General features: G+C 68.9%; 26 protein-coding genes. 10 read left to right on the top strand and 16 right to left on the bottom strand.

Features of this window, described 5'->3' with window-relative positions; genetic code table 11:
• Positions 1 to 5 precede the first annotated feature (5 nt).
• Positions 6 to 446 carry a pyridoxamine 5'-phosphate oxidase family protein gene (locus tag ACIQF0_RS00660; protein ID WP_360047453.1) on the top strand — a complete coding sequence of 147 codons (441 nt, stop codon included), beginning with the start codon at positions 6 to 8 and terminating at the stop codon, positions 444 to 446.
• On the opposite strand, the gene ACIQF0_RS00655 is transcribed toward ACIQF0_RS00660, so the two are convergent.
• Positions 436 to 1,467 carry a hypothetical protein gene (locus tag ACIQF0_RS00655; RefSeq protein ID WP_401023200.1) on the bottom strand — a complete coding sequence of 344 codons (1,032 nt, stop codon included), beginning with the start codon at positions 1,465 to 1,467 and terminating at the stop codon, positions 436 to 438. The two genes, ACIQF0_RS00660 and ACIQF0_RS00655, sit on opposite strands and share 11 nt — an antisense overlap.
• An 87-nt stretch (positions 1,468 to 1,554) precedes the next feature.
• Here ACIQF0_RS00655 and ACIQF0_RS00650 point away from each other — a divergent pair, with 87 nt between their 5' ends.
• Entirely contained in the window at positions 1,555 to 2,475 is a 921-nt protein-coding gene (locus ACIQF0_RS00650; RefSeq protein WP_401023199.1) for a homocysteine S-methyltransferase family protein, read from the top strand.
• On the opposite strand, the gene aroH is transcribed toward ACIQF0_RS00650, so the two are convergent.
• From aroH to ACIQF0_RS00625, 5 genes are all read right to left on the bottom strand, one after another.
• Positions 2,465 to 2,827 (bottom strand): chorismate mutase, encoded by a 363-nt coding sequence (gene aroH, locus ACIQF0_RS00645; protein WP_360047456.1) that lies wholly within the window; start codon positions 2,825 to 2,827, stop codon positions 2,465 to 2,467. The genes ACIQF0_RS00650 and aroH overlap by 11 nt on opposite strands.
• A gap of 31 nt (positions 2,828 to 2,858) precedes the next feature.
• On the bottom strand, positions 2,859 to 3,179 hold the full coding sequence (locus tag ACIQF0_RS00640; RefSeq protein WP_401023198.1) for an STAS domain-containing protein: 321 nt from the start codon (positions 3,177 to 3,179) through the stop codon (positions 2,859 to 2,861).
• 10 nt (positions 3,180 to 3,189) lie between these two features.
• Positions 3,190 to 3,936 (bottom strand): ATP-binding protein, encoded by a 747-nt coding sequence (locus ACIQF0_RS00635; protein WP_401023197.1) that lies wholly within the window; start codon positions 3,934 to 3,936, stop codon positions 3,190 to 3,192.
• On the bottom strand, positions 3,936 to 4,880 hold the full coding sequence (locus ACIQF0_RS00630; RefSeq protein ID WP_401023196.1) for a hypothetical protein: 945 nt from the start codon (positions 4,878 to 4,880) through the stop codon (positions 3,936 to 3,938). The genes ACIQF0_RS00635 and ACIQF0_RS00630 overlap by 1 nt, the downstream gene beginning before the upstream one ends.
• A 63-nt stretch (positions 4,881 to 4,943) precedes the next feature.
• Positions 4,944 to 6,044: a DUF1015 family protein gene (locus tag ACIQF0_RS00625; protein WP_401027637.1), complete on the bottom strand. Its 1,101-nt coding sequence runs from the start codon at positions 6,042 to 6,044 to the stop codon at positions 4,944 to 4,946.
• 36 nt (positions 6,045 to 6,080) lie between these two features.
• On the opposite strand from ACIQF0_RS00625, the gene ACIQF0_RS00620 reads away from it, so the two are divergent.
• From ACIQF0_RS00620 to ACIQF0_RS00600, 5 genes are all read left to right on the top strand, one after another.
• A complete protein-coding gene (locus tag ACIQF0_RS00620; RefSeq protein WP_401023195.1) occupies positions 6,081 to 6,554 on the top strand; it encodes a cation:proton antiporter regulatory subunit in 474 nt (157 codons plus the stop codon).
• Positions 6,555 to 6,574: 20 nt separating this feature from the next.
• Entirely contained in the window at positions 6,575 to 7,732 is a 1,158-nt protein-coding gene (locus tag ACIQF0_RS00615; RefSeq protein WP_401023194.1) for a cation:proton antiporter, read from the top strand.
• Positions 7,733 to 7,795: 63 nt separating this feature from the next.
• Positions 7,796 to 8,950 (top strand): S8 family peptidase, encoded by a 1,155-nt coding sequence (locus ACIQF0_RS00610; protein ID WP_401023193.1) that lies wholly within the window; start codon positions 7,796 to 7,798, stop codon positions 8,948 to 8,950.
• Positions 8,947 to 9,168 carry a hypothetical protein gene (locus ACIQF0_RS00605; protein ID WP_360047464.1) on the top strand — a complete coding sequence of 74 codons (222 nt, stop codon included), beginning with the start codon at positions 8,947 to 8,949 and terminating at the stop codon, positions 9,166 to 9,168. The genes ACIQF0_RS00610 and ACIQF0_RS00605 overlap by 4 nt, the downstream gene beginning before the upstream one ends.
• A 93-nt stretch (positions 9,169 to 9,261) precedes the next feature.
• Positions 9,262 to 9,726, top strand: coding sequence for a DUF6319 family protein (locus tag ACIQF0_RS00600; RefSeq protein ID WP_401023192.1), 465 nt, complete (start codon positions 9,262 to 9,264; stop codon positions 9,724 to 9,726).
• 459 nt (positions 9,727 to 10,185) lie between these two features.
• Here the strand turns inward: ACIQF0_RS00600 and ACIQF0_RS00595 are convergent, their stop codons facing one another.
• Together ACIQF0_RS00595 and ACIQF0_RS00590 are read right to left on the bottom strand one after the other, a co-directional pair.
• Positions 10,186 to 11,157, bottom strand: a complete 972-nt coding sequence (locus ACIQF0_RS00595) for a zinc-binding alcohol dehydrogenase family protein (RefSeq protein ID WP_401023191.1) — start codon at positions 11,155 to 11,157, stop codon at positions 10,186 to 10,188.
• 1 nt (position 11,158) lies between these two features.
• Positions 11,159 to 11,959: an SDR family NAD(P)-dependent oxidoreductase gene (locus ACIQF0_RS00590; protein ID WP_401023190.1), complete on the bottom strand. Its 801-nt coding sequence runs from the start codon at positions 11,957 to 11,959 to the stop codon at positions 11,159 to 11,161.
• A 130-nt stretch (positions 11,960 to 12,089) separates the two neighbouring features.
• On the opposite strand from ACIQF0_RS00590, the gene ACIQF0_RS00585 reads away from it, so the two are divergent.
• Both ACIQF0_RS00585 and ACIQF0_RS00580 read left to right on the top strand, forming a co-directional pair.
• Positions 12,090 to 12,842, top strand: coding sequence for an SDR family oxidoreductase (locus ACIQF0_RS00585; protein WP_360046760.1), 753 nt, complete (start codon positions 12,090 to 12,092; stop codon positions 12,840 to 12,842).
• A gap of 5 nt (positions 12,843 to 12,847) precedes the next feature.
• Positions 12,848 to 13,300 carry a MaoC family dehydratase gene (locus tag ACIQF0_RS00580; protein WP_093605121.1) on the top strand — a complete coding sequence of 151 codons (453 nt, stop codon included), beginning with the start codon at positions 12,848 to 12,850 and terminating at the stop codon, positions 13,298 to 13,300.
• Here the strand turns inward: ACIQF0_RS00580 and ACIQF0_RS00575 are convergent.
• Complete coding sequence (locus ACIQF0_RS00575) at positions 13,281 to 13,856, bottom strand: TetR/AcrR family transcriptional regulator (protein ID WP_360046759.1); 576 nt, start codon at positions 13,854 to 13,856, stop codon at positions 13,281 to 13,283. The two genes, ACIQF0_RS00580 and ACIQF0_RS00575, sit on opposite strands and share 20 nt — an antisense overlap.
• A 38-nt stretch (positions 13,857 to 13,894) precedes the next feature.
• Between ACIQF0_RS00575 and ACIQF0_RS00570 the strand changes: the two genes are divergently transcribed.
• Positions 13,895 to 14,950, top strand: coding sequence for a DUF2855 family protein (locus ACIQF0_RS00570; RefSeq protein ID WP_401023189.1), 1,056 nt, complete (start codon positions 13,895 to 13,897; stop codon positions 14,948 to 14,950).
• Here the strand turns inward: ACIQF0_RS00570 and ACIQF0_RS00565 are convergent.
• Genes ACIQF0_RS00565 through ACIQF0_RS00535 form a run of 7 tightly spaced genes read right to left on the bottom strand, consistent with a single transcriptional unit; the run spans position 14,940 to position 21,870 of the window.
• On the bottom strand, positions 14,940 to 15,500 hold the full coding sequence (locus ACIQF0_RS00565; RefSeq protein WP_401023188.1) for an exonuclease domain-containing protein: 561 nt from the start codon (positions 15,498 to 15,500) through the stop codon (positions 14,940 to 14,942). The genes ACIQF0_RS00570 and ACIQF0_RS00565 overlap by 11 nt on opposite strands.
• Before the next feature lie 4 nt (positions 15,501 to 15,504).
• Positions 15,505 to 16,212, bottom strand: coding sequence for a hypothetical protein (locus ACIQF0_RS00560; RefSeq protein ID WP_401023187.1), 708 nt, complete (start codon positions 16,210 to 16,212; stop codon positions 15,505 to 15,507).
• Positions 16,199 to 17,626: a substrate-binding domain-containing protein gene (locus ACIQF0_RS00555; RefSeq protein WP_401023186.1), complete on the bottom strand. Its 1,428-nt coding sequence runs from the start codon at positions 17,624 to 17,626 to the stop codon at positions 16,199 to 16,201. Before ACIQF0_RS00555 ends, ACIQF0_RS00560 begins: the two co-directional genes overlap by 14 nt.
• Entirely contained in the window at positions 17,623 to 18,744 is a 1,122-nt protein-coding gene (locus ACIQF0_RS00550; protein WP_401023185.1) for a hypothetical protein, read from the bottom strand. The genes ACIQF0_RS00555 and ACIQF0_RS00550 overlap by 4 nt, the downstream gene beginning before the upstream one ends.
• A 14-nt stretch (positions 18,745 to 18,758) precedes the next feature.
• The gene (locus ACIQF0_RS00545) at positions 18,759 to 19,517 is read right to left on the bottom strand and encodes an SDR family NAD(P)-dependent oxidoreductase (RefSeq protein WP_401023184.1); all 759 of its coding nucleotides are present in this window, start codon (positions 19,515 to 19,517) and stop codon (positions 18,759 to 18,761) included.
• On the bottom strand, positions 19,517 to 20,713 hold the full coding sequence (locus ACIQF0_RS00540; protein WP_401023183.1) for an acetyl-CoA C-acetyltransferase: 1,197 nt from the start codon (positions 20,711 to 20,713) through the stop codon (positions 19,517 to 19,519). Before ACIQF0_RS00540 ends, ACIQF0_RS00545 begins: the two co-directional genes overlap by 1 nt.
• Positions 20,714 to 20,724: 11 nt before the next feature.
• Positions 20,725 to 21,870, bottom strand: a complete 1,146-nt coding sequence (locus tag ACIQF0_RS00535; protein ID WP_360046751.1) for an acyl-CoA dehydrogenase family protein — start codon at positions 21,868 to 21,870, stop codon at positions 20,725 to 20,727.
• Positions 21,871 to 21,936 lie beyond the last annotated feature (66 nt).

Below are 21,936 nucleotides of genomic sequence, written 5' to 3'. Positions count from 1 at the left end.
GCTCAGTGACCACCCTGGAACAGCACAGCGCCGTCGAGGCGTTGCTGCACCGCACGCTCGCCACGCACAAGTCGATGTTCCTCGCCACGGCGGGTTCCGACGGCTCGTGGGTGAGCGGCGTCTACTTCGCCGAGGACGGGCCGCACACGCTCGTGCTCGTGCTGGAGGAGCGCGGCCGCACGCTCAAGGCGATCAAGGAGAACCCCGAGGTCGCGCTGGTCGTGTCGACCGGGTCGCCGATGGAGCCGTTCCTGCAGGCCCGCGGCACCGCCGTGGTGGTCGACGGCGCCGAGGACGAGGCCGTGCGGCAGCGGCTCGTGACGAAGGTGCCCGAGGTGGCGCCGTTCCTGGCCACGCCGATCCGCACGGTCAAGGTGTCCGTGCCGTCGTGGCGCGTGACGGACATCCCCAACGGCTGGTTGCCCGGCAAGGACTTCAGCGCGTGACGTCGCCGGCGCCCCGCTCGTCCGGGCGGGGCGCCGCGAGCCGCTGGAACTCCTCCTCGGAGATCGGCAGCGTGCGCGACCAGGGCGACCCGTTGACCGGTTGCCAGCCGTCCGGGGTCCACCGCTCGTACTCCAGTTCGTACGGATTCGGCAGCCGCCTGACCAGAACGGGGACGTCGCCGAAGTGGTAGACGTCGTCGTTCTCGCGCAGGACCGCCTGGTAGTCGTGAGGCCGGCCGCGGAACCTGCGCGATCTCGCCGTCATCACGGCGACGTAGCGGCTCATGCGGAAGTGGCGCTCGCCGAACTCCACCACCCACCAGCCCGGCTCCAGCCGCCCGAGCACGTCGGTGTGCCGCCAGCCGAGGTCGTCGGGGGTCTCGTCGGCCGATCCGGTGCGGCGAACGAGCTCGTAGACGTAGTACCCGTCCTCCTTCTCGAGGCCGTGCCAGACGTCGAAGTACCTGACCTCGGCGGTCTCCCGACCCCGGCTGGTCCGTTCCACGTCCTCGCGGCCGACCGGCAGCACGACGCGGTCACGCGGCTCCCTCCCCAGCACCCACTCGCCCTCACCCAGGTACGTCTCCCATTCGCCGTCGCCGCTCGCGGGGCACCGGATCAGGGCGTGCGCGCGGCCGACGTCCACGACGTCGCCCAGGCTCTCGAACTCCGCGAAGTAGTAGTGGCCGTCCACCGGTTCGGCCTGCCGCCGTGCCGTCAGAAGGGCGACGACCTCTTCGCCGGGCGCCTGCGACGGCTTCTCGGGCTGCTGGGCATCGGTGCGGCGCAGGAGGTGCTCCACCTCGGCCCGGGTCGCCTCGCGGTAGTCGTCGTAGGAGTCGCGGTCCTTCGCCCTGGACAGATCGCTGCTCCGCTCCCACACGCCGTGACCCTCATACCGCTCTTCGTGGTAGGCGCTGATGGTGCGGTAGAGCCCTTTGGCGTTGCCGGCATCGGACATGCCGTGCCCGTCCGCGAACAACGCGTAATAGCGGTAATCGGCCAGATAGGGCTGGAACACGCGATCACCCCCCAGTGATCGCTCGACTTTAGCGGGCGGAACCGGTGTTCGGAACGCACACTGGGCCCTCCGGCCTGGAGGCGCCCCATGACGCAGCTGCCCCAGCTCGACGCCCCGCTGTTCCTCACCGACGGCGGCGCCGAGACCACACTGATCTTCGACGACGGCATCGACCTGCCCGACTTCGCCGCGTTCCCGTTGCTCGACGACGCGGACGGCCACGCGGCGCTCACCCGCTACTTCGAGCGCTACGCCGGCATCGCCGAACGCGACGGCGCGGGCATCGTCCTGGAGACCGCCACGTGGCGAGCCAATCCCGACTGGGCCGCACGGCTCGGCTACGACGACGAACAGCTCGCGACGGCCAACCGCAAAGCCGTAGACCTGCTTCTCGACGTGCGGCAGCGGTTCGCGATCCCGGTCGTGATCAGCGGCTGCGTCGGGCCGCGTGGCGACGCCTACCGGCCTGAGTCGATCATGACGAGGGAGGAGGCGCGCGACTACCACTCGCCCCAGATCAGGACGTTCGCCGACACCCCAGCCGACCTCGTCACCGCCATGACGCTGACGAACGTCCCCGAGGCCACCGGCATCGTCGACGCCGCACGGGAAGCGAACGTGCCCGTGGTCATCTCGTTCACCGTCGAAACGGACGGCAGGCTGCCCAGCGGGGACGCGCTGGGCGACGCGATCGAGGCCGTCGACCGCGACACGAACGGCTACCCGGCCTACTACATGGTCAACTGCGCGCATCCCACGCACATCGCGCCCGTGCTCGACCCCGGCGCGGAGTGGACGAAACGCCTGAGAGGCATCAGGGCCAACGCGTCGAAGCAAAGCCACGCCGAACTCGACGAGGCCGAAGTCCTCGACCGGGGCGATCCGGAAGAACTCGCGGACGACTACCGGAAACTCAGAGCGCTCTTCCCCGGGCTGACCGTGCTGGGCGGCTGCTGCGGCACCGACCACCGGCACATCGACGCGATCAGCAGAAAGCTCAGTGGTTGAGGTCGGTCCGCAACGCCGCCGCCCCGCGCAGGTAGACGTGCTTGACCGACGACCGCGGCAGATCGGTCTCGACGTGCGCCAGCAACCGGATCACCCGCGGCATCGAACCGGGCACCGCGATCTCCGTCGCGGACAGCAGTGGTACGTCCGAGAGCCCCGCCAGGCGCGCGGCGTAGGCGGGGAACTCCGACACGAGATCCGGAGTGGCGGTCAGCACCACGCTGATCAGGTCGTCGGCCGTCAACGCGTTGCACGACAACACCTCCCGCACCAGCTCGGCCGTCGCCTCCAGCAGCAGGTCGCGCGAGTCCGCGTCGATCTGCGTGGCTCCCCTGATCGCTCGTACCGCCATGCGACCGACCCTACAGCGTCCTCAGTGGACGTCAGTGGTCCAGGACGATGTTGGGGAACCGCAGGGTCAGACCGAGCAGGTTCACGACGTAGGCGCCCCATCCGCCGCCGAGCAGCACCAGCCGCCGCTGACCGAGCAGGCCCGCGGTCTCGATCAGCACGTGCAGGCCGCTCGACCCGATGAACGTCAGGCCGCTGAAGTCGATCACGACGTCTCCCGCGCCGTCCCCGAACGAGCAGGCGAGAGCCAGCTCGGAGCGCAGCAGGTCGCTGGTGCTCAGATCGACCTCGCCGGTGAGCGTCACCACGGCGCCGTGGCGACGTACCTCCAACAGGGCTGAGTCGGGTTCCATCGTGGGTGCCTCACGGATCAGGAGACAGCAGATCGCGCACCGCCGCGAGCACACGCAGCGGGTGCGTTGGTTTCGGCAAATAAGCATCGGCGACGTGAGCGGCCGGCTCGATCGCCGAAACGGCCACCACCGGCACACCGGACGTTCGTGCCGCCGCCGCGAACCTGGTCCCCTCCCCATGAGACGTCAGCAGGTCCACGATCGCCAGTGCCGGTGGACTCTGAAGAGCCTCCTGCGCGGCAGGGACTGTCGTCACGAGCGTGACGTCGTACCCCTCCGCGTGCAGGAACGCGGCGAGCGACTGACCGGAGAACCGGTCGCCGTCGAGAAGCAGCACGCGCGGGTGTCCCGGAGGCGCGGGCAGGTCCGGGACACCCGCACGCGACCAGACCCGCACGAGCGCTCGCACGACCGTGCCGGGCCAGGTCGGTTTGCCGGGCCGCACCTGCACCTCGTCGGCGATGCCGAACAGCAGGCGCAGACCCAGCGGCCGGGCGGCGGTGCCGGCCTCGAGGTCGAACACGCCGTCGTCCTCGATGGTCAGCAGCACGGCGTGATCGCGCGGCTCCCACGTCACCCCGACGACGGACGCCCCCGCGCGCCGCACCGCGTTGTCCGCCGCCTCGGCCACCGCGAGCAGCACGTCCCGCGCGTCGTCGCCGTGCAGCCCGGACTCACCGGCGAGACCCCGCACGAAGGCCCGGATCTCCGGCAACGACCCTGGTGTCGCCGGAAACCAGCGGGTCCGCGCGCTCATCACGCGGCGTGCGACGGGACCGCCAGCAACGGCGTGATCAGCTCCCGCAACGTGGTCGCACGGCGTCTGCCCGCTTCGGCGTGCAACGGATCGAGCTTCTTGCGCGTGCGGGCGGACATCATGTCCCCGGTCTGCACCACGGCCAGCGCCGCCGTCACCGCCGCCTCGTCCGCGTCCCCTTCCAGGAGGTGGTTGAGCGACAACGCGATCAGCGCGAACGTGCGGCTGCGCGCCATGTCGTCCCGATATCCCGTCACGGCCTGCCGCAACGACGTGATGGCCGGCCGCGCGAACCCGCGGTCGACGGTGCTCGCGAGAGACGTGTAGACGGCACCGGTGATGCCCGCGAGGTCGTGCACGTCGAAGAACGCGGCCCACGGCGCGGCACGGTCCACGTCCGCCCGTGCGAACTCGTCGTGCGCACGCCCCAGCAACGCCAGCGCGGCCACCCGATCCCCCATCTCGGCGTGACACCAGGCCTGGTTCGCGGCCAGGATCGCGTTCGTGTGGTGGTTGTTCGCGACGATCCCCGCGAGCCGGAACATGCCGAGCGCTTCGGCGGGTCCACCGTGGTGCAGGTGGACCCGCCCCATCCGATAGCGGATGTTCGCCACCAGGTCCTCGTCCTGGGCGAAGTCGAGGGCGAGGAGGAAGTGGCGGTGCGCGGACCCTCCCAGTCCGGCGTCGAAGGCGGTCCACCCGGCGAGCGCGTGCAGTTCCGCGATGGCGCTGCGGAAGTCCCGGCGAACGGCGGCACTGGCCGAGTGCGCGAAAGCCTTGTCACACCAGGACAACATCGCCTGCACCTGCGTACGGCACGCCCCACCCCCGTAGCGGTAGTCGACCGCGCGCAACGCCGACGTCATCGCCCTCAGGTGCCTGACGTGCACGTGCCCGATCTTGGCGTGGGGCGGCGGCAACGAGGGTGCGGCGTCGTCATGCATTGGACGATTTTCAACGCGTGTTTGATCGGGGACCAGGGTCGAACGAACCCGCCGGGCAGGGCCCTACGGTGACAGGTCGGCCAGCAGAAGTCCGCTCCGCGGCTTTGGGGTGAAATAGGTGCTCTTGCGCGGCATCTTGGTGCCCGCCAGCACCTCCCGCAACGGCACTGGCGCGATCAGCAGCACCGCCTCGGCCTCCACGGACGGATCCACGACGGCCCGCACGCACGGACTCTCCGGATCGAGCCCGAGCGCCTCGCCCAGCAGCACCGACTCGACGACGGCGTGGTCGATCCCCTGCCCCGCGGGCAGTTCGACCCGCAGCACCTCGTCCGCGCACCGCACCACGACGACACCCGGTTCCGGATCGACGACGTACGGCAACGACGTCACCGTCAGCCCGACCCGTTCCCACGCCGTCACGAGATCGGCCGTGCCGAACCCGGTGCCGACGATCGCGCGGTGGATCGGCCCGACCCGCAGCCCCGGCCCGGACGTGACGAGCGCCAGCAACCCGGCCAGCCCCGCCTCCCGCGCCGCCGCGACCCGGTGGTTGCCGTCCGCGACGAGCAACGGATGCGCGCCCGCCGCCTCGAGGAACCGCTCCTGCAGCTCCCCCGGCCCGACCAGCCACACCCAGTGCCGCCGCCCGCCCGAGTCCACGAGCGACACGGCCGGGTCGCCGGTCATGCCGAGCACCAGGTCCGTCAGGCCGTCGTGCGGGGTGATCGGGATCAGCATCGCCGCACTGGTCGCGATGCCCAGCGAGGCCAGGACCTGAGCGCGTTCGGCGACCACGTTCGGATAGACGTCCTCGGTGTGCGCGATCCCGTCCGGATCGACCAGGCACAGCAGACCGCACGCCGTCCCGTCCGGTCCGTCCACCCGGTACGGCGCGACGACGTCGGTGACCTCGGTGTACGCCCGCCGGATCAGCGCCGCGAGCTCGGCGCGGGCGTGCGGCAGCGCGTCGAGCAGCCCGGTGCCCGCGGCCAGGGCGGCAGGCGTGCGGTGGGGGTGCTGGACGGCCAGCAACGTGCCGTGCGGGGCTCTCGCGAGCGCCCCGATCACCTGGCCGGGTTCAGCGAACTCGTCGACGTCGGGACCGGGCACGCGCTCACGCACCACCCAGCCGCGACGCACCGGTCGTACCCGCAGCGTCATCCTCACCTCCTGGGACATCGACGTATCATGATCTGTGTGAACGTAGAGATCACGCCCCTGCCGGGCATCGGGACGCGCCAGGACTTCATGATCCGCGCCGGACGCCGGGTCGGCGTGATCACCTACCGGGACGGCCGGTTCGAGCTGATCCTGTCCAAGGCGTCGGATCCCGACTCCTGCGCCGCCTCGATACCCCTTTCGCCGGAAGAGGCGAACACGCTCGCGGGCCTGCTCGGCGCGCCGCAGCTCGTCGCCCACCTGCGCGAGGAGACCCGCGACATCGTGGGCATCACGACCCGTCAGCTGCCGGTGACCGCCTTCGCGAACCACTCGCTCGGCGAGACCGCTCTGCGCACGCGCACCGGTGCGTCCATCGTGGCCGTCGTGCGCTCGGGCAACGCGCATCCGTCGCCCGGCCCCGACTTCCTCTTCGAAAACGGTGACCTCGCGGTCGTCGTCGGCACCGCGGAGGGCCTCGACGCCGCCGCTGAGATCCTCCACGGCGGTTAAGCACAGTGCACGAGACAACAATGGCCATGATCCAGCTCGGCGCGGTGTTCTTCGGCCTCGGTCTGCTGGGTCGTGTCGCTCGACGTGCCGGAATCTCCCCGATCCCGCTCTACCTGATCGGCGGGCTCGCTTTCGGGCACGGTGGATTAGTCCCGTTGCACGGCATTCAGGAGTTCACGCACATCGCCAGCGAGATCGGCGTCGTGCTGCTGCTCCTGCTGCTCGGCCTGGAGTACTCGGCGTCCGAGCTCACCACCGGGCTGAAGAAGTCCTGGATGGCCGGCGTGCTCGACCTGGTGCTGAACTCGGCGCCGGGCGCGATCGCGGCGATCCTGCTCGGCTGGGGCACGGTCGGGGCGCTGGCGATGGCGGGCGTCACGTACATCTCGTCGTCGGGCATCGTCGCGAAGGTGCTCGGCGACCTCGGCCGGTTGGGTAACCGCGAGACGCCGGTCGTGCTGTCCGTGCTCGTGTTCGAGGACCTCGCGATGGCCGTGTACCTGCCGGTGCTCACCGCCGTGCTGGCGGGTGTGAGCTTCCTCGGCGGACTCACCTCGGTCGGCATCTCGCTGTTCGCGATCACCGTGGTCCTGGTGGTGGCGTTGAAGTACGGCCGGTTCATCTCGGCCATTGTGGACAGTCCGGACCACGAGGTGTTCCTGCTCAAGCTGCTCGGCTCGGCCCTGCTCGTCGCGGGCATCGCCTCGCAGCTGCAGGTCTCCGCGGCGGTCGGCGCGTTCCTGCTCGGCATCGCGATCTCGGGGTCGACCGCCGAGAACGCGACGCGCCTGCTGGAGCCGCTGCGCGACCTGTTCGCCGCGATGTTCTTCGTCGTGTTCGGACTGAACACCGACCCGCGCTCGATTCCCCCCGTTCTGGGCATCGCCATCGCTCTCGCCGCCGTCACGACCGCGACGAAGGTGTTCACCGGCTGGTGGGCGGCGCGCAGGCAGGGCATCGGCAAGATGGGCCGCATGCGTGCGGGCGTGGCACTCGTGGCGCGCGGCGAGTTCTCCATCGTCATCGCCGGGCTGGCCGTGGCCTCGGGCCAGGTGGCCGACGAGCTGGCCGCTCTGGCCACCGCGTACGTGCTGCTGATGGCCGTCCTCGGGCCCATCGCGGCGAAGTACGTTGAGCCAATCGGTGAATTCTTTCAGCGCAGACGGCAAATGGCCTGAAACAACTGCCCCGATGTGACGACTCTCTAGTGAGGGCTAGACGGAGAGTAGGGGCGAATCGTCATGACCGAACCCGCGGAAGTGGAGACCACCGGCCGGTTCCTGGTGCTGTTGCAGGAAGACGCCGTAGAAGAGGGCCTGGCCGAGCTCGGCGCGATCGCCGGGTTCAACCCGAACACCGGTGAGATCGGCTCGGACACGCTGCAGGTGTTCCCGGAGCTCGGCGTAGCCGTGGTGTCCGGTGACCCGAACCTGCTGGGCGAGCTGAACGGGGCAGCCGACCGCCCCGGCCCGGTGCAGATCGTCGAACCGGAACGCGTCGTGCACGTGTTCGCCGCACCAGCGGAGGAAGAACCCGAGGCCGCGGCCGACGAGTCGGTGCTGACCTGGGGGCTGCAGGCGGTCGGCGCGGACGTCAGCACGGCCACCGGCAAGGGCGTCAAGATCGCCGTCCTGGACACCGGCTTCGAGCAGAACCACCCGGACTTCGCGGGCCGCACCATCACCACGAAGTCGTTCATCACCGGCGAGGACGTGCAGGACGGCCACGGCCACGGCACGCACTGCATCGGCACGTCCTCTGGCCCGCGCAAGCCCGCCACCCCGCCCGGCTACGGCATCGCGTACGAGGCGGAGATCTTCGCGGGCAAGGTCCTGTCGAACGCGGGCTCCGGCTCCGACGGCGGCATCCTCGCGGGCATCGACTGGGCCGTCGCCAACGGCTGCGCGATCATCTCGATGTCCCTGGGCGCAGACGTCCCCGCGGGCACCCCGTACTCGCAGATCTACGAGACCGTCGCCCAGCGCGCGATGGCCAAGGGCACGCTGATCATCGCCGCGGCGGGCAACGCCTCGACCCGCCCGGCCCGCATCGCGCCGGTGGGCCACCCCGCCCGCTGCCCCAGCATCATCGCCGTGGCCGCGATCGACGTGAACCGAGCGATCGCGTCGTTCTCGTCGGGCTCGGCGGACAGGATCGGCCAGATCGACGTGTGCGCCCCCGGCGTGGACGTCTACTCGTCGTTCAAGCTCCCGCAGAAGTACTCCCGCCTGCGCGGCACCTCAATGGCGACCCCGCACGTGGCAGGCGTGGCGGTCCTGATCGCGGAGCGAACCGGCGCCCGAGGCTTCGAACTGTGGGCCCGCCTGGCCGGCACCGCACTACGCCTCCCCCTGCCGTCCACCGACATCGGCACCGGACTCGTCCAGGCGCCATGACCGCTTCGGTGGACCAGGTGATGGTCTCCGTGAAGGACGGCAGCCTCCCGCAGGTCCTGGACGACCTGCGGGAGGCGGGCCTGGTGGTCGACACGGTCCTGGAAGCCCTGGGCGTGGTGACCGGCACCGCCGAGGTCAGAGCCATCCCAGCACTGCAGGCGGTACCGGGAGTCATCGACGTAGAACGACAGTGGCGCGTACAGCTCCCGCCGTACTGACTAGGCTCTGCACCGACCCCACACACGACTGATCGAACAAGTGTTCTATGCTGTGCGCGGGGTCACGTCGTTGCGCAGAGAGGAAACCTGATCGTGTCGGACACGCTCACCGAGGTGCAGGCAGTCGAGGAGACCGTCGTGGAGGAGACTCCGGCGCCGGCGGCCCCCGCGGCCGAGAAGGCCGAGGCTCCGAAGCCCGTGGAGGCTCCGAAGACCGAGGCTCCCAAGGCAGAGGCCCCCAAGGCCGAGAAGCCGAAGGCAGGCCGCCCGAAGAGCACGGCGAAGAAGACCCGGACCGTAGAGCTCACGCTCACGGTGACGGGCACCGCCGAGGGCGAATGGCAGGCAGACCTGGTCCACGGCACGCAGCGCGTCGTGTCGGGCCTGGTGATCCCGGCCATCGCCGTCGCGAAGGCGGCCAAGGAACTGCACGAGGACATCGCGGAAGGCATCGAGTCGGTGCTGGAGGCGGCCCGCGACCAGCACCGCACCCGCATGGAGGAGCTGGAAGCCGAACTGGCCAAGGTGAAGGCCCAGCTGGCTGAGCTCTCCGACTAGTTCCAGCAAGACGCGAAAGGGCGGCCCGCACAAGCGGACCGCCCTTTCGCATGCAACGACAACGACTGTTAATCGCAGGATTACTGGCTCAAGCCAACGCACGACCGCCCGCGAAGCCGAAGGCGAGCCGTCCTTACCGCGCGGCAAGGGCGGTGGGGTCCCGTCACGAGTCGCACCACAGCTCTTGCTGCATGCAAGAAGGGTTGTCAAACGGACACGCTTTTCGTCCGTTTGACAACCCTTCTTGCATGTGGCCCGCTCTTGGTGCGGCTCGTGACGGGACCCCACCGCCAACGCACCCAAACTACGAAACCGGCGGCCGCCCAAAGCAACAGGCGTGCCATCTACCCGCGTGTGGCGCGGACCCCCCGATCAGATTGCCGGGGGCCTGGGGGCAGAGCCCCCAGGGGAAGCACGCAAGGCGACCAGGCCGCCCGCAAGCCGGGGAACGCCACGAATCTAGCGAGACGGATCAAGCACAAGCTTCCCAGCAGTCCGACGAGACCGAAGGTCCTCGTGAGCCTGCCGAACCTCCCCCATCCCATACTCCCCACCAGGAACGGCCTTGACCTTCCCATCCACAACAAGCGCAAACAGCTCAGCCATAGCCCGATGCGCCAACGTCCCATGCTCAGCATCCCGAACCCTCAACGCGTGCGGCAACCACATACCCGCAACGGTCGTGGAGTGCACCAGCAACGCCCCGAGGTCAACCGGCTTCGGCCTTTCCCGCGAGGCCATGCCATAAAACGCAAGCCGCCCAAAAGGACCCAACGCCACAACCGACTGATCAGTGACCGCTCCCCCAGTCATGTCCAGCACAACATCAACCCGCCGCCCACCGTTGGCCTCGATCAGGGCAGCAGTCATGTCCTCGGAGCGAGAGTCGATCGCGACGTCCGCCCCAAGATCCAACGCCAGCTTCCGCTTGTCATCGGACGAAGCAGTAGCGATGACCCGCCCAGCCCCCCACAACTTGGCCAGCTGAACCGCAATCGTCCCCACACCACCACCAGCAGCGTGCACGACAACCGACTCACCAGCCTCCATGTGAGTCGACTTGCGCAGCAACAGCCAAGCCGTGGCCCCCTGAACGATCAACGACAAGGCCGTCAGATCGTCCACACCGTCAGGAACGTCAAAGGTGGTCAAAGCAGGCGCGACAGCCTTCTCCGCATACCCACCGGAGTTCTTGGTCAGAGCGACAACCCGACGCCCGTCCTCAGTGACCCCGACAACCTCACCACCAGGGACCAACGGCAGCGACATCTTCGCCAGGTACGAGTTCTCCGCCTGGTGCGTGTCGGCGTAGTTCAGCCCTGCACGCGAAACGGAGATCAGCACCTCACCCTCGCCCGCGACCGGGTCGGGCAGCTCCACCTGCTGGAGCACCTCGGGCCCGCCGAACTCGGTGATCTGAATGGCACGCACGTCAGTTCTCCTCAAGCGCGATCGAAACGGGGTCCTTGCGAGCGGCCTCGACGCGCGAACCGTCAGCGGCGCGAGGCCCAGGCGGGTTGCGGAACCCGAACGGCTCCGACGGACGGCCGGCCTGCACGAACCAGGCCTCACCGGTCCCCGAACCCTCCACAATGGACATGAAACCGTCCACCACAGCGGACACCGGGATGATCGGCATGCCGATCTCGTCCAGCGTCGACCGCAGCGGAACGATGATGTTGGTGTCGGCGAACCCAGGACACAGCGCGTTCACGCGCACGTCGGGATAGGCACCACCGAGCGAGCGCACAAGACCGACAACAGCAGCCTTGTTGGCGCCATAAACGGGGTCACCCGGCATCGCCATGAGACCGGCCATCGACGCCGTCGCGATGATCTGGCCGCCACGCTTGCGAACCTCGGGCAACGCGTAGTGCGCGCCGTAAACGACGCCGTCGAAGTTGATGGCCATCGCGCGCCGGTACGTCTCGACGTCGAAGTCGTCGCCCAGCGAGCACCCGGTGCCGATGCCGGCGTTCAGGAACGCGATGTCGAGTCCGCCGAACTCGCGCACCGCGAGAGCGACAGCCTCGGCGGAGTCCGAAGGCACCGTCACGTCGCAGCGCACGAACACGCCGCCGATCTCATCGGCGACGGCTTTGCCCTGGTCGACGTCCACGTCAGCCACGACGACGTGCACGCCGAGCGACGCCAGACGCCGGGCGGACGCGGCGCCGATGCCGTTGGATCCGCCGGTGATGAGCGCGACCTTGCCGGTGAGTTCCACTGGCACCTGCCTCCTCGAATTGCCACATTCCGACCAGTCGGTATGGTCGTCCGCACAGGCCTGGACGTCAAGCGGACTGATAGGTACGTTACTAAGCGCTTGCTTAGCTCACCATCCCCTCACCGAAGGAGGACCCGTGGCCGACAGGGTTGCGATCGTCACCGGCGCGGCTCGTGGCATCGGCGCCGCGGTCGCGCAGCGTCTCGCCGCGGACGGCCTGGCCGTCGCGTTGCTCGACCTCGACGAGCAGGGCGTGCTGGACGGCGCCGACAAGATCGTCGCGAGCGGTGGCCGCGCCATCGGCCTCAAGGTCGACGTCGCCGACGAGGAGCAGGTCAACGCCGCCGTCGCGAAGGTCGCCGAGGAGCTCGGCGCGCCGACCGTGCTGATCAACAACGCCGGCGTGCTGCGCGACAACCTGCTGTTCAAGATGACCTCCGCGGACTGGGACACGGTCATGAACGTGCACCTGCGCGGCGCGTTCCTGATGAGCAAGGCCGTTCAGGCGTTCCAGACGAAGGAAGGCTTCGGCCGCATCGTCAACCTGTCGAGCACCAGCGCTCTCGGCAACCGCGGCCAGGCCAACTACTCCGCCGCCAAGGCCGGTCTGCAGGGCTTCACCAAGACCCTCGCGATCGAGCTCGGCAAGTTCGGCGTCACGGTCAACGCGATCGCGCCGGGCTTCATCGCCACCGAGATGACCAAGGCGACGGCCGAGCGCATGAAGATCCCGTTCGAGGACTTCCTCACCGGCGCGGCGCAGGCGATCCCGGTCGCGCGCGTCGGCCAGCCGGAGGACATCGCGCACACCGCGTCGTTCCTCGTGAGCGAGGGTGCCGGGTTCGTGTCCGGCCAGGTCATCTACGTCGCCGGCGGACCGAAGGACTGAGACTCATGCGCGCTTTCGAGAACATCGACGAGCTGGTCGCCGCGAAGGGCGAGCACCTCGGGTTCGGCGAGTGGCACGAGGTCACGCAGGAGCAGGTCAACCTGTTCGCCGACGCGACGCTGGATCACCAGTGGATCCACATCGACGTCGAGAAGGCCAAGAAGGGCCCGTTCGGCGGCCCGGTGGCGCACGGCTACCTGACGTTGTCGCTGGTGCCGTACCTGGTGCGGGACGTCTACACCGTCAAGAACATCAAGATGGGCGTGAACTACGGCAGCAACAAGGTCCGTTTCCCGCAGCCGGTGCTGGTCGGCGCCAGGGTGCGCGGCGGGGTCGAACTGCTGGACGTCACGGACATCGCGCTGGGCAAGCAGCTCGTGACCAAGGTCGTCATCGAGATCGAGGGCAGCGACAAGCCCGCGTGCGTCGCCGAGATCGTCAGCGTGATTGTGCCGTGAGGCTGTGGATCAGCAGATCCGCGTAGTGCTCCGCCAGCCGCCCGGCCGGGATGTCCCCGTCCGGGCGGTACCACGTGCCCAGCTGGTGCAACGACCCGAAGAAGTAGTACGTGGCGACGTCGGCGGGCACGTCGTCGCGGAAGGTCCCGTCCCGCTGCCCCTCCTCGATCAGGCCGCGGAACTTCTCGTGGTAGCGCCGCCGTTCCGCCCGCACTTCCTTCTGCTTCTCGGCGGACAGGTGGTTCATGGAGCGGAAGAACACCTTGGCGGCGTCGAAGTCCTCGATGCTCGTGACGATCACGTCGATCGCGGCCTCGCGGAGGCGCTCGGTGATCGGGCCGGTACTCGACGCGATCTTCTCCAGGTGTTCGGTCTGCAAGCGCAGCAACCGCCCGTAGATCTCGTGCAGCAGGTCGTCCTTCGACCCGAAGTAGTGGTACATGGCGCCTTTGGTGACGCCGGCGTGTTCCACGATCTCCTGCACGGCGACCCGCTCGTACCCCTTGTCCGCGAACAGGCGGGTGGCGGCGTCGATCAGTCTTTCAGGCACGGTCACGACCGGAGCGTACCTTCCGAGCTAGGAGAATCCAGGCAATGACCACTCGCTGGACGGTGGTCGTCGATCGCGACGACCTCGCCAAAACCGAGGTGCTGCACGACGAACTGCCGGAGCCGTCCGAGCTGTCCGACTGCGAGGTGCTGCTCCGGGTCAGCCACGTCGGCCTCACCGCCAACAACGTCACGTACGGCGTGATCGGCGACCTCATCGGCTACTGGCGCTTCTTCCCCACCTCCGCCGAGGGTCGCGGCGTGATCCCGGTCTGGGGCTTCGCCGACGTCGTCGAATCCACTGTGGACGCTCTGCCCGCCGGTACCCGCGTCTACGGCTACCTGCCGATGGCGAGCCATTTCGTCGCACGTGCCAAGCTGACCTCGTCCGGTTTCGTCGACACCGCCGACCACCGCGCCGACCTGCCCGCGGTCTACAACAGCTACCTCGTCACCACCCAGGATCCCGCCTACGACGAGCAGCTCGAAGACCTGCAGGTGTTGTACCGGCCGCTGTTCCTCACGTCGTTCCTGCTGGCCGACCAGCTGGCGGACAACGACTTCCACGGCGCTCGCACCGTCGTGATCTCCTCGGCCTCCAGCAAGACGGCGTTCGGCACCGCGCAACGCCTTCGTGACCAGGGCGTGCGGGTCGTGGGCCTGACTTCGCCGCGCAACGTCGAGTTCACGCGGAGCCTGGGCCTCTACGACACCGTGCTCCCCTACGACGCTTCGGTGGACGTCGAACCGAGCGTGTACCTGGACTTCAGCGGGTCGGCCGACGTGCGTTCGGCGCTGCACGACCGGCTGGGCTCCGCGCTGGTCAAGGACATCTCGATCGGCCTGACCCACCAGGCCGCCTCGCAGGACCCGCGCTCCGAGTTCTTCTTCGCCCCGGACCGGCTGCGCAAGCGCACGGCCGACTGGGGCTCGGACGGCCTGGCCCAGCGCTTCGGCGAGGCGTGGCGCGGCTTCACCGCTCAGGCGGGCGACTGGGTCGGGGTCGTCCGGCACAGCGGCCCGGACGAGCTGATCGACGTGTGGCAGGCCGTGCTCGCGGGCAAGGCGAACCCGAACAGCGCCGACGTGATCACCTTCTGATCAGCCCGGCCAGCAGGCCCGCGATGTTGTGGGCGTCGTCGTGGCCGCGGTGGTGCGTGCCGTCGAGCTTCTGCCCGGCGAGCCGCACCGCCTCGGCCATGCCGACTTCTCGTGGCAACGCGTGCACCAGCGCGAACAACGTCTTGACGTTGACGTGCCGCGGCCCGAACGGATAGCGGACACCGAAGTCGGCGCACTGCCGTTCGAACATCTTGCGGTCGTAGTCGCCGTAGGACGCCCACACCCGGCGGTCCGACCGGAACTCCTTGCGCAGCAACGCACAGGCCTCGGCGAACGAGACTCCGCCCGCGACCTGTTCGGCGGTCAACGTCGTGAGTTGAGTGCAAAAAGGACTGACGGTCGACCGCGAAGGCCGCACCAGCACCGATCGACGCTCACCGCGGACCCCGGTCGCCACCGCGACCGGGCAGATCCCGATCTCGATGATCTCCGAGACCTCACCGCCGGGCGGCGTCCCCTCCCAGCACGTCGACTCCACGTCGACCACGAGCACTTCATCCAACGCGATCACGCGCTGATCGTCCCTCATCCGTCTACTGGAATACGACGACCGGCAGCACCACGATCTCGCCGGTCGCCGCGTTCCACGACTGGACCTTGCCGAGGCACCGCGCGTTGAACTGACCCGGCGGCAGCGTGTCGCGCAGGCTCGCCCGGTCGCACTCCACCCGCACCCGGTGCTCGCCCATGGGCGCGATCAGCACCGCCGGGTCCTCGCCGTCCCCGACCTCGAACCGGCCGTGCAGCGACACGTAGTCGCGAATGTCGTTGAGCCGCTTGGCCTTTCCCCGCCGCCACGACTCGTCGGCCGTGATCGTCCGCGTCGTCAGGTCGACGTCGACCACGCCGTGGCCCGCGCGCAGGCCGGCCAGCACGACGCCGATGACGTCGATCTCCGTGGCCGGTTTCTCGTAGGTGTCGGTGTTCTGCTCCACCACCGAACCGTCCACGCCGATGCCGAACTCGCTGGGGCCGACCTGCAGCTTGCCGTTCTTGGTGACGGTGATCTGCTTGACGAACTGCCGGGTGACCGCGTCGTCGTACCGGCCGACCTTGCACAGGTTGATCATCCGCCGGCCGTGCACGTAGAACAGCAGGCCCGGCACCTCCGGTTCCGGTTCACGGCGCCGCAGCCACCGCCACCCGAGAGCGACGACCACGACCAGCGCGATCAGCGTCGCGACCCACAGCAGGATCCAGCCCCACGAGACCGACCACCACAAAGCTCTATCGACATCCACGGATCTCTCTCACCGCCTCCAGCAACGACTTCTCGCCGGCCTCCACGAGACGGCCACCGCTCGCCTGCGCCACCCGGTCCAGTTCCGCCGTCGAGGCCTCGCCGAACCGGATCGGGAACACCGGCACCTCTCCCCGCCCAACGCGAAGGAACTCGTTCACCGACGGCCCCGCGTTGTTCTCCCCGTCGGTCATCAGCACCACCGCCGTCTCCCCGCGGGCCAGCCGCAGGGCGTGGTCCAGCGCGGCCCAGATCGCCGTGTTGTCCTGCAGGTCGTCGGACGCGACGACGGCCAGCAGCGCGTCGAGGTCCTGCTTCCCGCGCACGGTGATCGAACGTTCCTCCAGCACGGTGCCCGCGAACCGGATGATCGTGACCGTCTCGCCGACGTAGAAGCGGTCGAACCCGTTGAGGGACGCGAACGCCTCCCGCAGCCCGGCGAGCCGCGGGCCCCGCATGGACGTCGAGTAGTCCAGCACGAAGATCACCTGACGGCCTTCGCCCGCGCGGTCGTGGAACAGCAGCAGCCGGTCGAGCACCTCCTGGCTGTCCGGGAAGTACAGCGCGGTGCCGAGGTCGGCGCGCAGCTTCTCGTTGCGCACCACGGAGGGTTCGACGGGCCGGCGCCAGGTGCGTTCGGCGATCATCCGCTGCGCGTCCGGCGACTTCAACCACTCCACTACCCGGTCGTACGCGGCGCGGTGCGCAGGCTCGACCAGCATCAGCGGGTAGTCCGAGAGCACGATGCCGTCGCGCGGGTAGACGATCTCCAGCGGCTCAGGCAGGCGGCCGGAAGCGTTCAGGGACAACAACTCCGACTCGTGCGCGACCAGTCCGTCCACATCGGACCGCCACACGAACTCGGCGACCGGGTCAGGCGCGTCGAACGCCCGCCCCGCGAGGAATCCCTGCAAACGATCGCAGCTCACGTCCTCTGGCCGCAGCGCCGCGCCGGTGCCCGCGGCCGCCGTCGCGACCCCGATCAACGCGGCCATCCCACCACCGGACACGCGCGGATCGGCCATGCCGTACCGGAACTGGCCCAGCGCGGCCCGGTCGGCGACGTCGGCCCACGTCGGCCGTTCGCCCAGCACGGCCCGGCTGCCGGGTTTCACCCCGAGCACCACCGGGGACGTCATGACGCTCGACGCCAGCTCGGGTTCGGCACCGCGCAGCCGCAGGAACCTGGTGGTGGACAACCACGCCAGGTCGAACCCGGCGAGCGACTTGCTGGCCTCGACCGTGCCGCGGTGCTCCACCTCCAGCTCGACGCCGGTGGCCTTCTTCAGCTCCGCCAGCACAGGGCCGAGGTCGGCCAGTTCCGTGCTCGCCAGCATCTTCAGGCGAACCGGCTCAGGCGTGCTCGACGTGCACGCGGTCAGCAGGAGCAGCAGAACCGCCGCCAGCACCCTCATTTGCAGTCGCCGACGACGTCGAGCATGCGCTCGAAGAGCTCCGCCTTGGGCAGCTCCACCCTGCCCTTGTCACCCGCCGGTGGTTCCGGCAGACCACGGCCCGCGATGTAGGTCCCGAAGTCGTCAGCGGACTCCCCGTTCCAGCTCAGCGAGTGGAACCCCAGCTCGACCGCGCGCCGCCGCAGCTCCGGGTCGTTCATCATCAGCTCGCCGATCCGGTCGCCCTCCGGCGTGAACGAGATCAGCTCGGGCGTGCTCTGGTGCTGCTTCTCCGGGTAGAGCAGCACGCGTTCGGTGTCGAAGGTCTTCTGCCGCAGCTGATAGGCGATGTACTGGTGTTCGTAGATCACCGCGATGACGGCGTGCGTCCGGCCCTCCGGCACGAAGTACTTCGGTGCCATGTCCTCGCCCGCCTGCCCCTGCGCGTCGACGAACGGTTTGACCTTCCGCGCCAGTTCCTCCGCGGCCTCGACGGTCTGCGGCGGCTCGTCACCGAAGGCGGTGGCGAAGAAACCGACGAGCGTCGCGCCGGAGTAGGCCTTGCACGGGTCCGGCGACTGCGCGATGACCCGGTTGCCGTTGGTCAGGCCGTATTCGCTCCACCTGTTGTCGGCGAGCGTCGTGAACTCGGCCATCTTGAGGTTGTAGTAGAGCGGTTGCGGACCTGGACCGGCCGGTGTCGCGGCACCCGCCCGCACGAGCGCCTCGGCGTACTCGCGGAACGTGGCGAGCACGACCGGGGTGAAGAACGGCCGGTACGGCACGACGTGCTTGCCCGCCCGGCGCGTCTTCACGTGCTCGTTCGCCACGTGACCCGACGGGAAGACGAAGTGGTACGAGTCGAGGTCGGGTTTGTCCGCCAGGTCGCGCGAACCGACCGGCGTCACGTGCACCTGGTAGCCACGCGCCATCAGGATGCGCTTGACCTGCTCGTCCTGGAAGAAGTCCCGCTTGGAGGCGAACAGCGCCCGCACCACGGTGACAGAGCGGAACGGGCCGGTGATGTGCCCGGAAACCAGGAGCACCACCAGCCCGCACACGAACACCGCCAGCGGCGGGACGAACCACAGCAGGAACCGTCTTCGCGGGTCGACGACCTTGAACTCGGGCTCCCGCACGGCTCCCCCTGGAGTCAGACGATCACGGCACCACCGTCGACGACGAGCGTCTCCCCGGTAACGTAACCGCCCGCCGGCGAAGCCAGGAACACAACGGCGGAAGCGAGCTCCTCCGGGTCACCGATTCGCCCGGATGGCAGCGTCGCCTGGATCTTCTCCAGGTACCCGGGCGGGTACTGGTCGGTCATCTCGGAGGCGAAGAAACCGGGGCAGATCGCGTTGACGCGGATGCCCTTGCGGCCGGTCCACTGCTGCGCCAGGTCCCGCGTCAGGCCGAGCAGACCGGCCTTCGACGCCGAGTACGCGGCCTGGGGAATACCGCCGGTCACGAGGCCGAGCACGCTCGAGATGTTGATGATCGAGCCGCCGGACTTCATGACGGCCGCGGCCGCCTGGGCCATCCAGTAGGCGCCGTTGAGGTTCACGTCCATGACGCCGAGGAACTCCTCCGGCGTCTCCCGCGACGCCGGGACCGCCGACGCGACACCGGCGTTGTTCACGAGCACCGCGACGGTGCCGAACTCGGCCGCCGCACGAGCGACCTCACGGCAGTCGTCGGGCTGCGAGACGTCGGCCTGCACTACCAGGGCGCGCCGACCGGCGGCCTCGACCAGTGCGGCCGTCTCCTTCAGCTTGTCCGCACGGCGTGCCGCGAGCACGACGTCCGCGCCGGCCTCCGCGAGGCCCTTGGCGAATGCCACACCCAGGCCCGAGGAGGCGCCGGTGACGATCGCGACCTTCCCGTCGAGACGGAACTTGTCCAGGATTCCCACTACGAAAGCCTTTCCAGGATGATCGCCATGCCCTGGCCGCCGCCGACGCACATCGTCTCCAGGCCGAACTGGGCGTCACGGGCCTGCATGCCGTTGATCAGCGTCGTCATGATTCGCGCACCGGTCGAGCCGAACGGATGACCCAGCGCGATCGCACCGCCGTGCACGTTGAGCTTGTCGATGTCGATGCCCAACGCGCGCTGGGAGCCGAGCACCTGGACAGCGAAAGCCTCGTTGATCTCCACCAGGTCGATGTCCGAAATGGACAGACCGGCGTGACCCAGCGCCTGCTTCGTGGCGTCGACGGGGCCGAGGCCCATGATCTCCGGCGACAGTCCGGAAACACCCGTGGACACGATGCGCGCCAACGGGGTCAGCCCCAGCTCACGTGCCCGGACGTCACTCATGATCACGACGGCGGCCGCACCGTCGTTGAGCGGGCAGCAGTTGCCCGCCGTGATCACGCCTTCAGGACGGAAGACGGGCTTCAGCTGGGAAACGGCCTCGTAGGTCACTCCGGCGCGGGGTCCGTCATCGGTGGAGACCACCGTGCCGTCGGGCAAAGTGACCGGCGTGATCTCGCGGGCGAAGAAGCCGTCCGCGATGGCCTTCTCGGCGAGGTTCTGCGACCGCACGCCGAACTCGTCCTGGTCGTGCCGCGAGATGCCCATCTGCGTCGCGACGTTCTCGGCCGTCTGGCCCATCGCGATGTAGTAGTCGGGCAGCTCCCCGTCGAGCCGAGGGTCGGTCCACGGCGCGTTTGACGCAGCCGTGTCCAGGGTCCGCTGCTGCGCATCCGCGAACAGCGGGTTGAACGACGGCTCGCCCGCGTGCATGTACCGCGAGACGCATTCGACGCCGGCCGAGATGAACCCGTGGCCCTCCCCCGCCTTGATGGCGTGGAAGGCCATCCGCGCGGTCTGCACGGACGAGGCGCAGAACCGGTTGACCGTCGTGCCCGGCAGGGTGTCGTAGCCGAGCTGCACGGCCACCCGGCGCGCGATGTTCTGGCCGTGCTCGTCCTGCGGCTCGGCACACCCGAGGTGCAGGTCGGTGATCTCGGACGCCGGAACGTCGCCCAGCGCGGCCGAGATCACCTGCGTGGCCAGGTCGTCCGGGCGCAGCGAGACCAGCGAACCCTTGCGGGCACGGCCGATCGGCGACCGGGCAGTGGAGACGATGACTGCTTCAGCCATGGAACACCCCTTTACAGGCCCAGGTCGCGGCCGATGAGTTCCTTCATGATCTCGTTGGAACCGGCCCAGATCTTCGTGACGCGGGCGTCCATCCAGGCACGGGCCACGCGGTACTCGGTCATGTAGCCGTAGCCGCCGTGCAGCTGCACGCAGGCGTCGATGACCTCGTTCTCGACGTCGGCGCTCCAGTACTTGGCCTGCGCCGCCTCGACCGGGCTCAGTTCGCCGCGCACGTGCTGCATGGTCAGCGTGTCGATGAACGCCTGCGAGACGTCCAGCTTGGTGCGCAGCTCGGCGAGCAGGAACTTGTTGTGCTGGAACTTGCCGATCGCCTGGCCGAAGGCCTTGCGCTCCTTGACGTACTCCAGCGTCTCGTCGAAGACGCCCTGCGCGTGCGCCAGGTTCGAGATGGCGCCGCCGATCCGTTCCTGCGGCAGGCGTTCCATCATGTAGATGAAGCCCTGGCCCTCGTCGCCGATCATGTGCTCGGCGGACAGGCGCACGTCGGAGAAGAACAGCTCCGCGGTGTCGGACGGGTGCTGGCCGACCTTGTCGAGCTTGCGGCCGCGCTCGAAGCCGGGCATGCCGGTCTCGACGGCGAACAGCGTGATGCCGCGCGCGCCCTTGGACGGGTCGGTGCGGGCCGCGACGACGATCATGTCGGCGGTGTAGCCGTTGGTGATGAACGTCTTGGAGCCGTTGAGGATCCAGTCGTCACCGTCGCGCACGGCGTTGGTCTTCAGCGCGGCGAGGTCGGAGCCGCCGGACGGCTCGGTCATCGCGATGCCGGTCTTGATCTCGCCGGTGCACATGCCGGGCAGCCAGCGCTGCTTCTGCTCCTCGGTGCACAGGTCGACGAGGTAGGGCGCCACGACGTCGCCGTGGATGCCGAGGCTCGACGCCACCGCGGCGTTGACCCGGCACAGCTCTTCGGCGAACACCGTGTTGAACCGGTAGTCGTTGGCGCCGCTGCCGCCGTACTCCTCGGGGATCTCCAGCCCGAGCAGGCCCTGGCGTCCGGCCTCCAGCCACACGTCCCGGTCGATCACCCGCTGCTCGATGAACTTCTCGACGTTCGGCGTGATCGTGCGCTCGACGAACGCCTTCGCCGACTCCCGGAACGCGGCGTGATCCTCGTTGAACAGCGTCCGCTGCACGACTTACCTCCATACTAAGCGGTTGCTTAGCGCTAAGCGCTCGCTTAGCGTGCAGTACGATCCATC

The sequence above is a fragment of the Lentzea sp. NPDC092896 genome (genome assembly GCF_044754905.1).
Taxonomy (GTDB): Bacteria; Actinomycetota; Actinomycetes; order Mycobacteriales; family Pseudonocardiaceae; genus Lentzea.
Note: the sequence above shows the minus strand (reverse complement) of the source record. Positions and strands in the feature narration are given on the sequence as shown.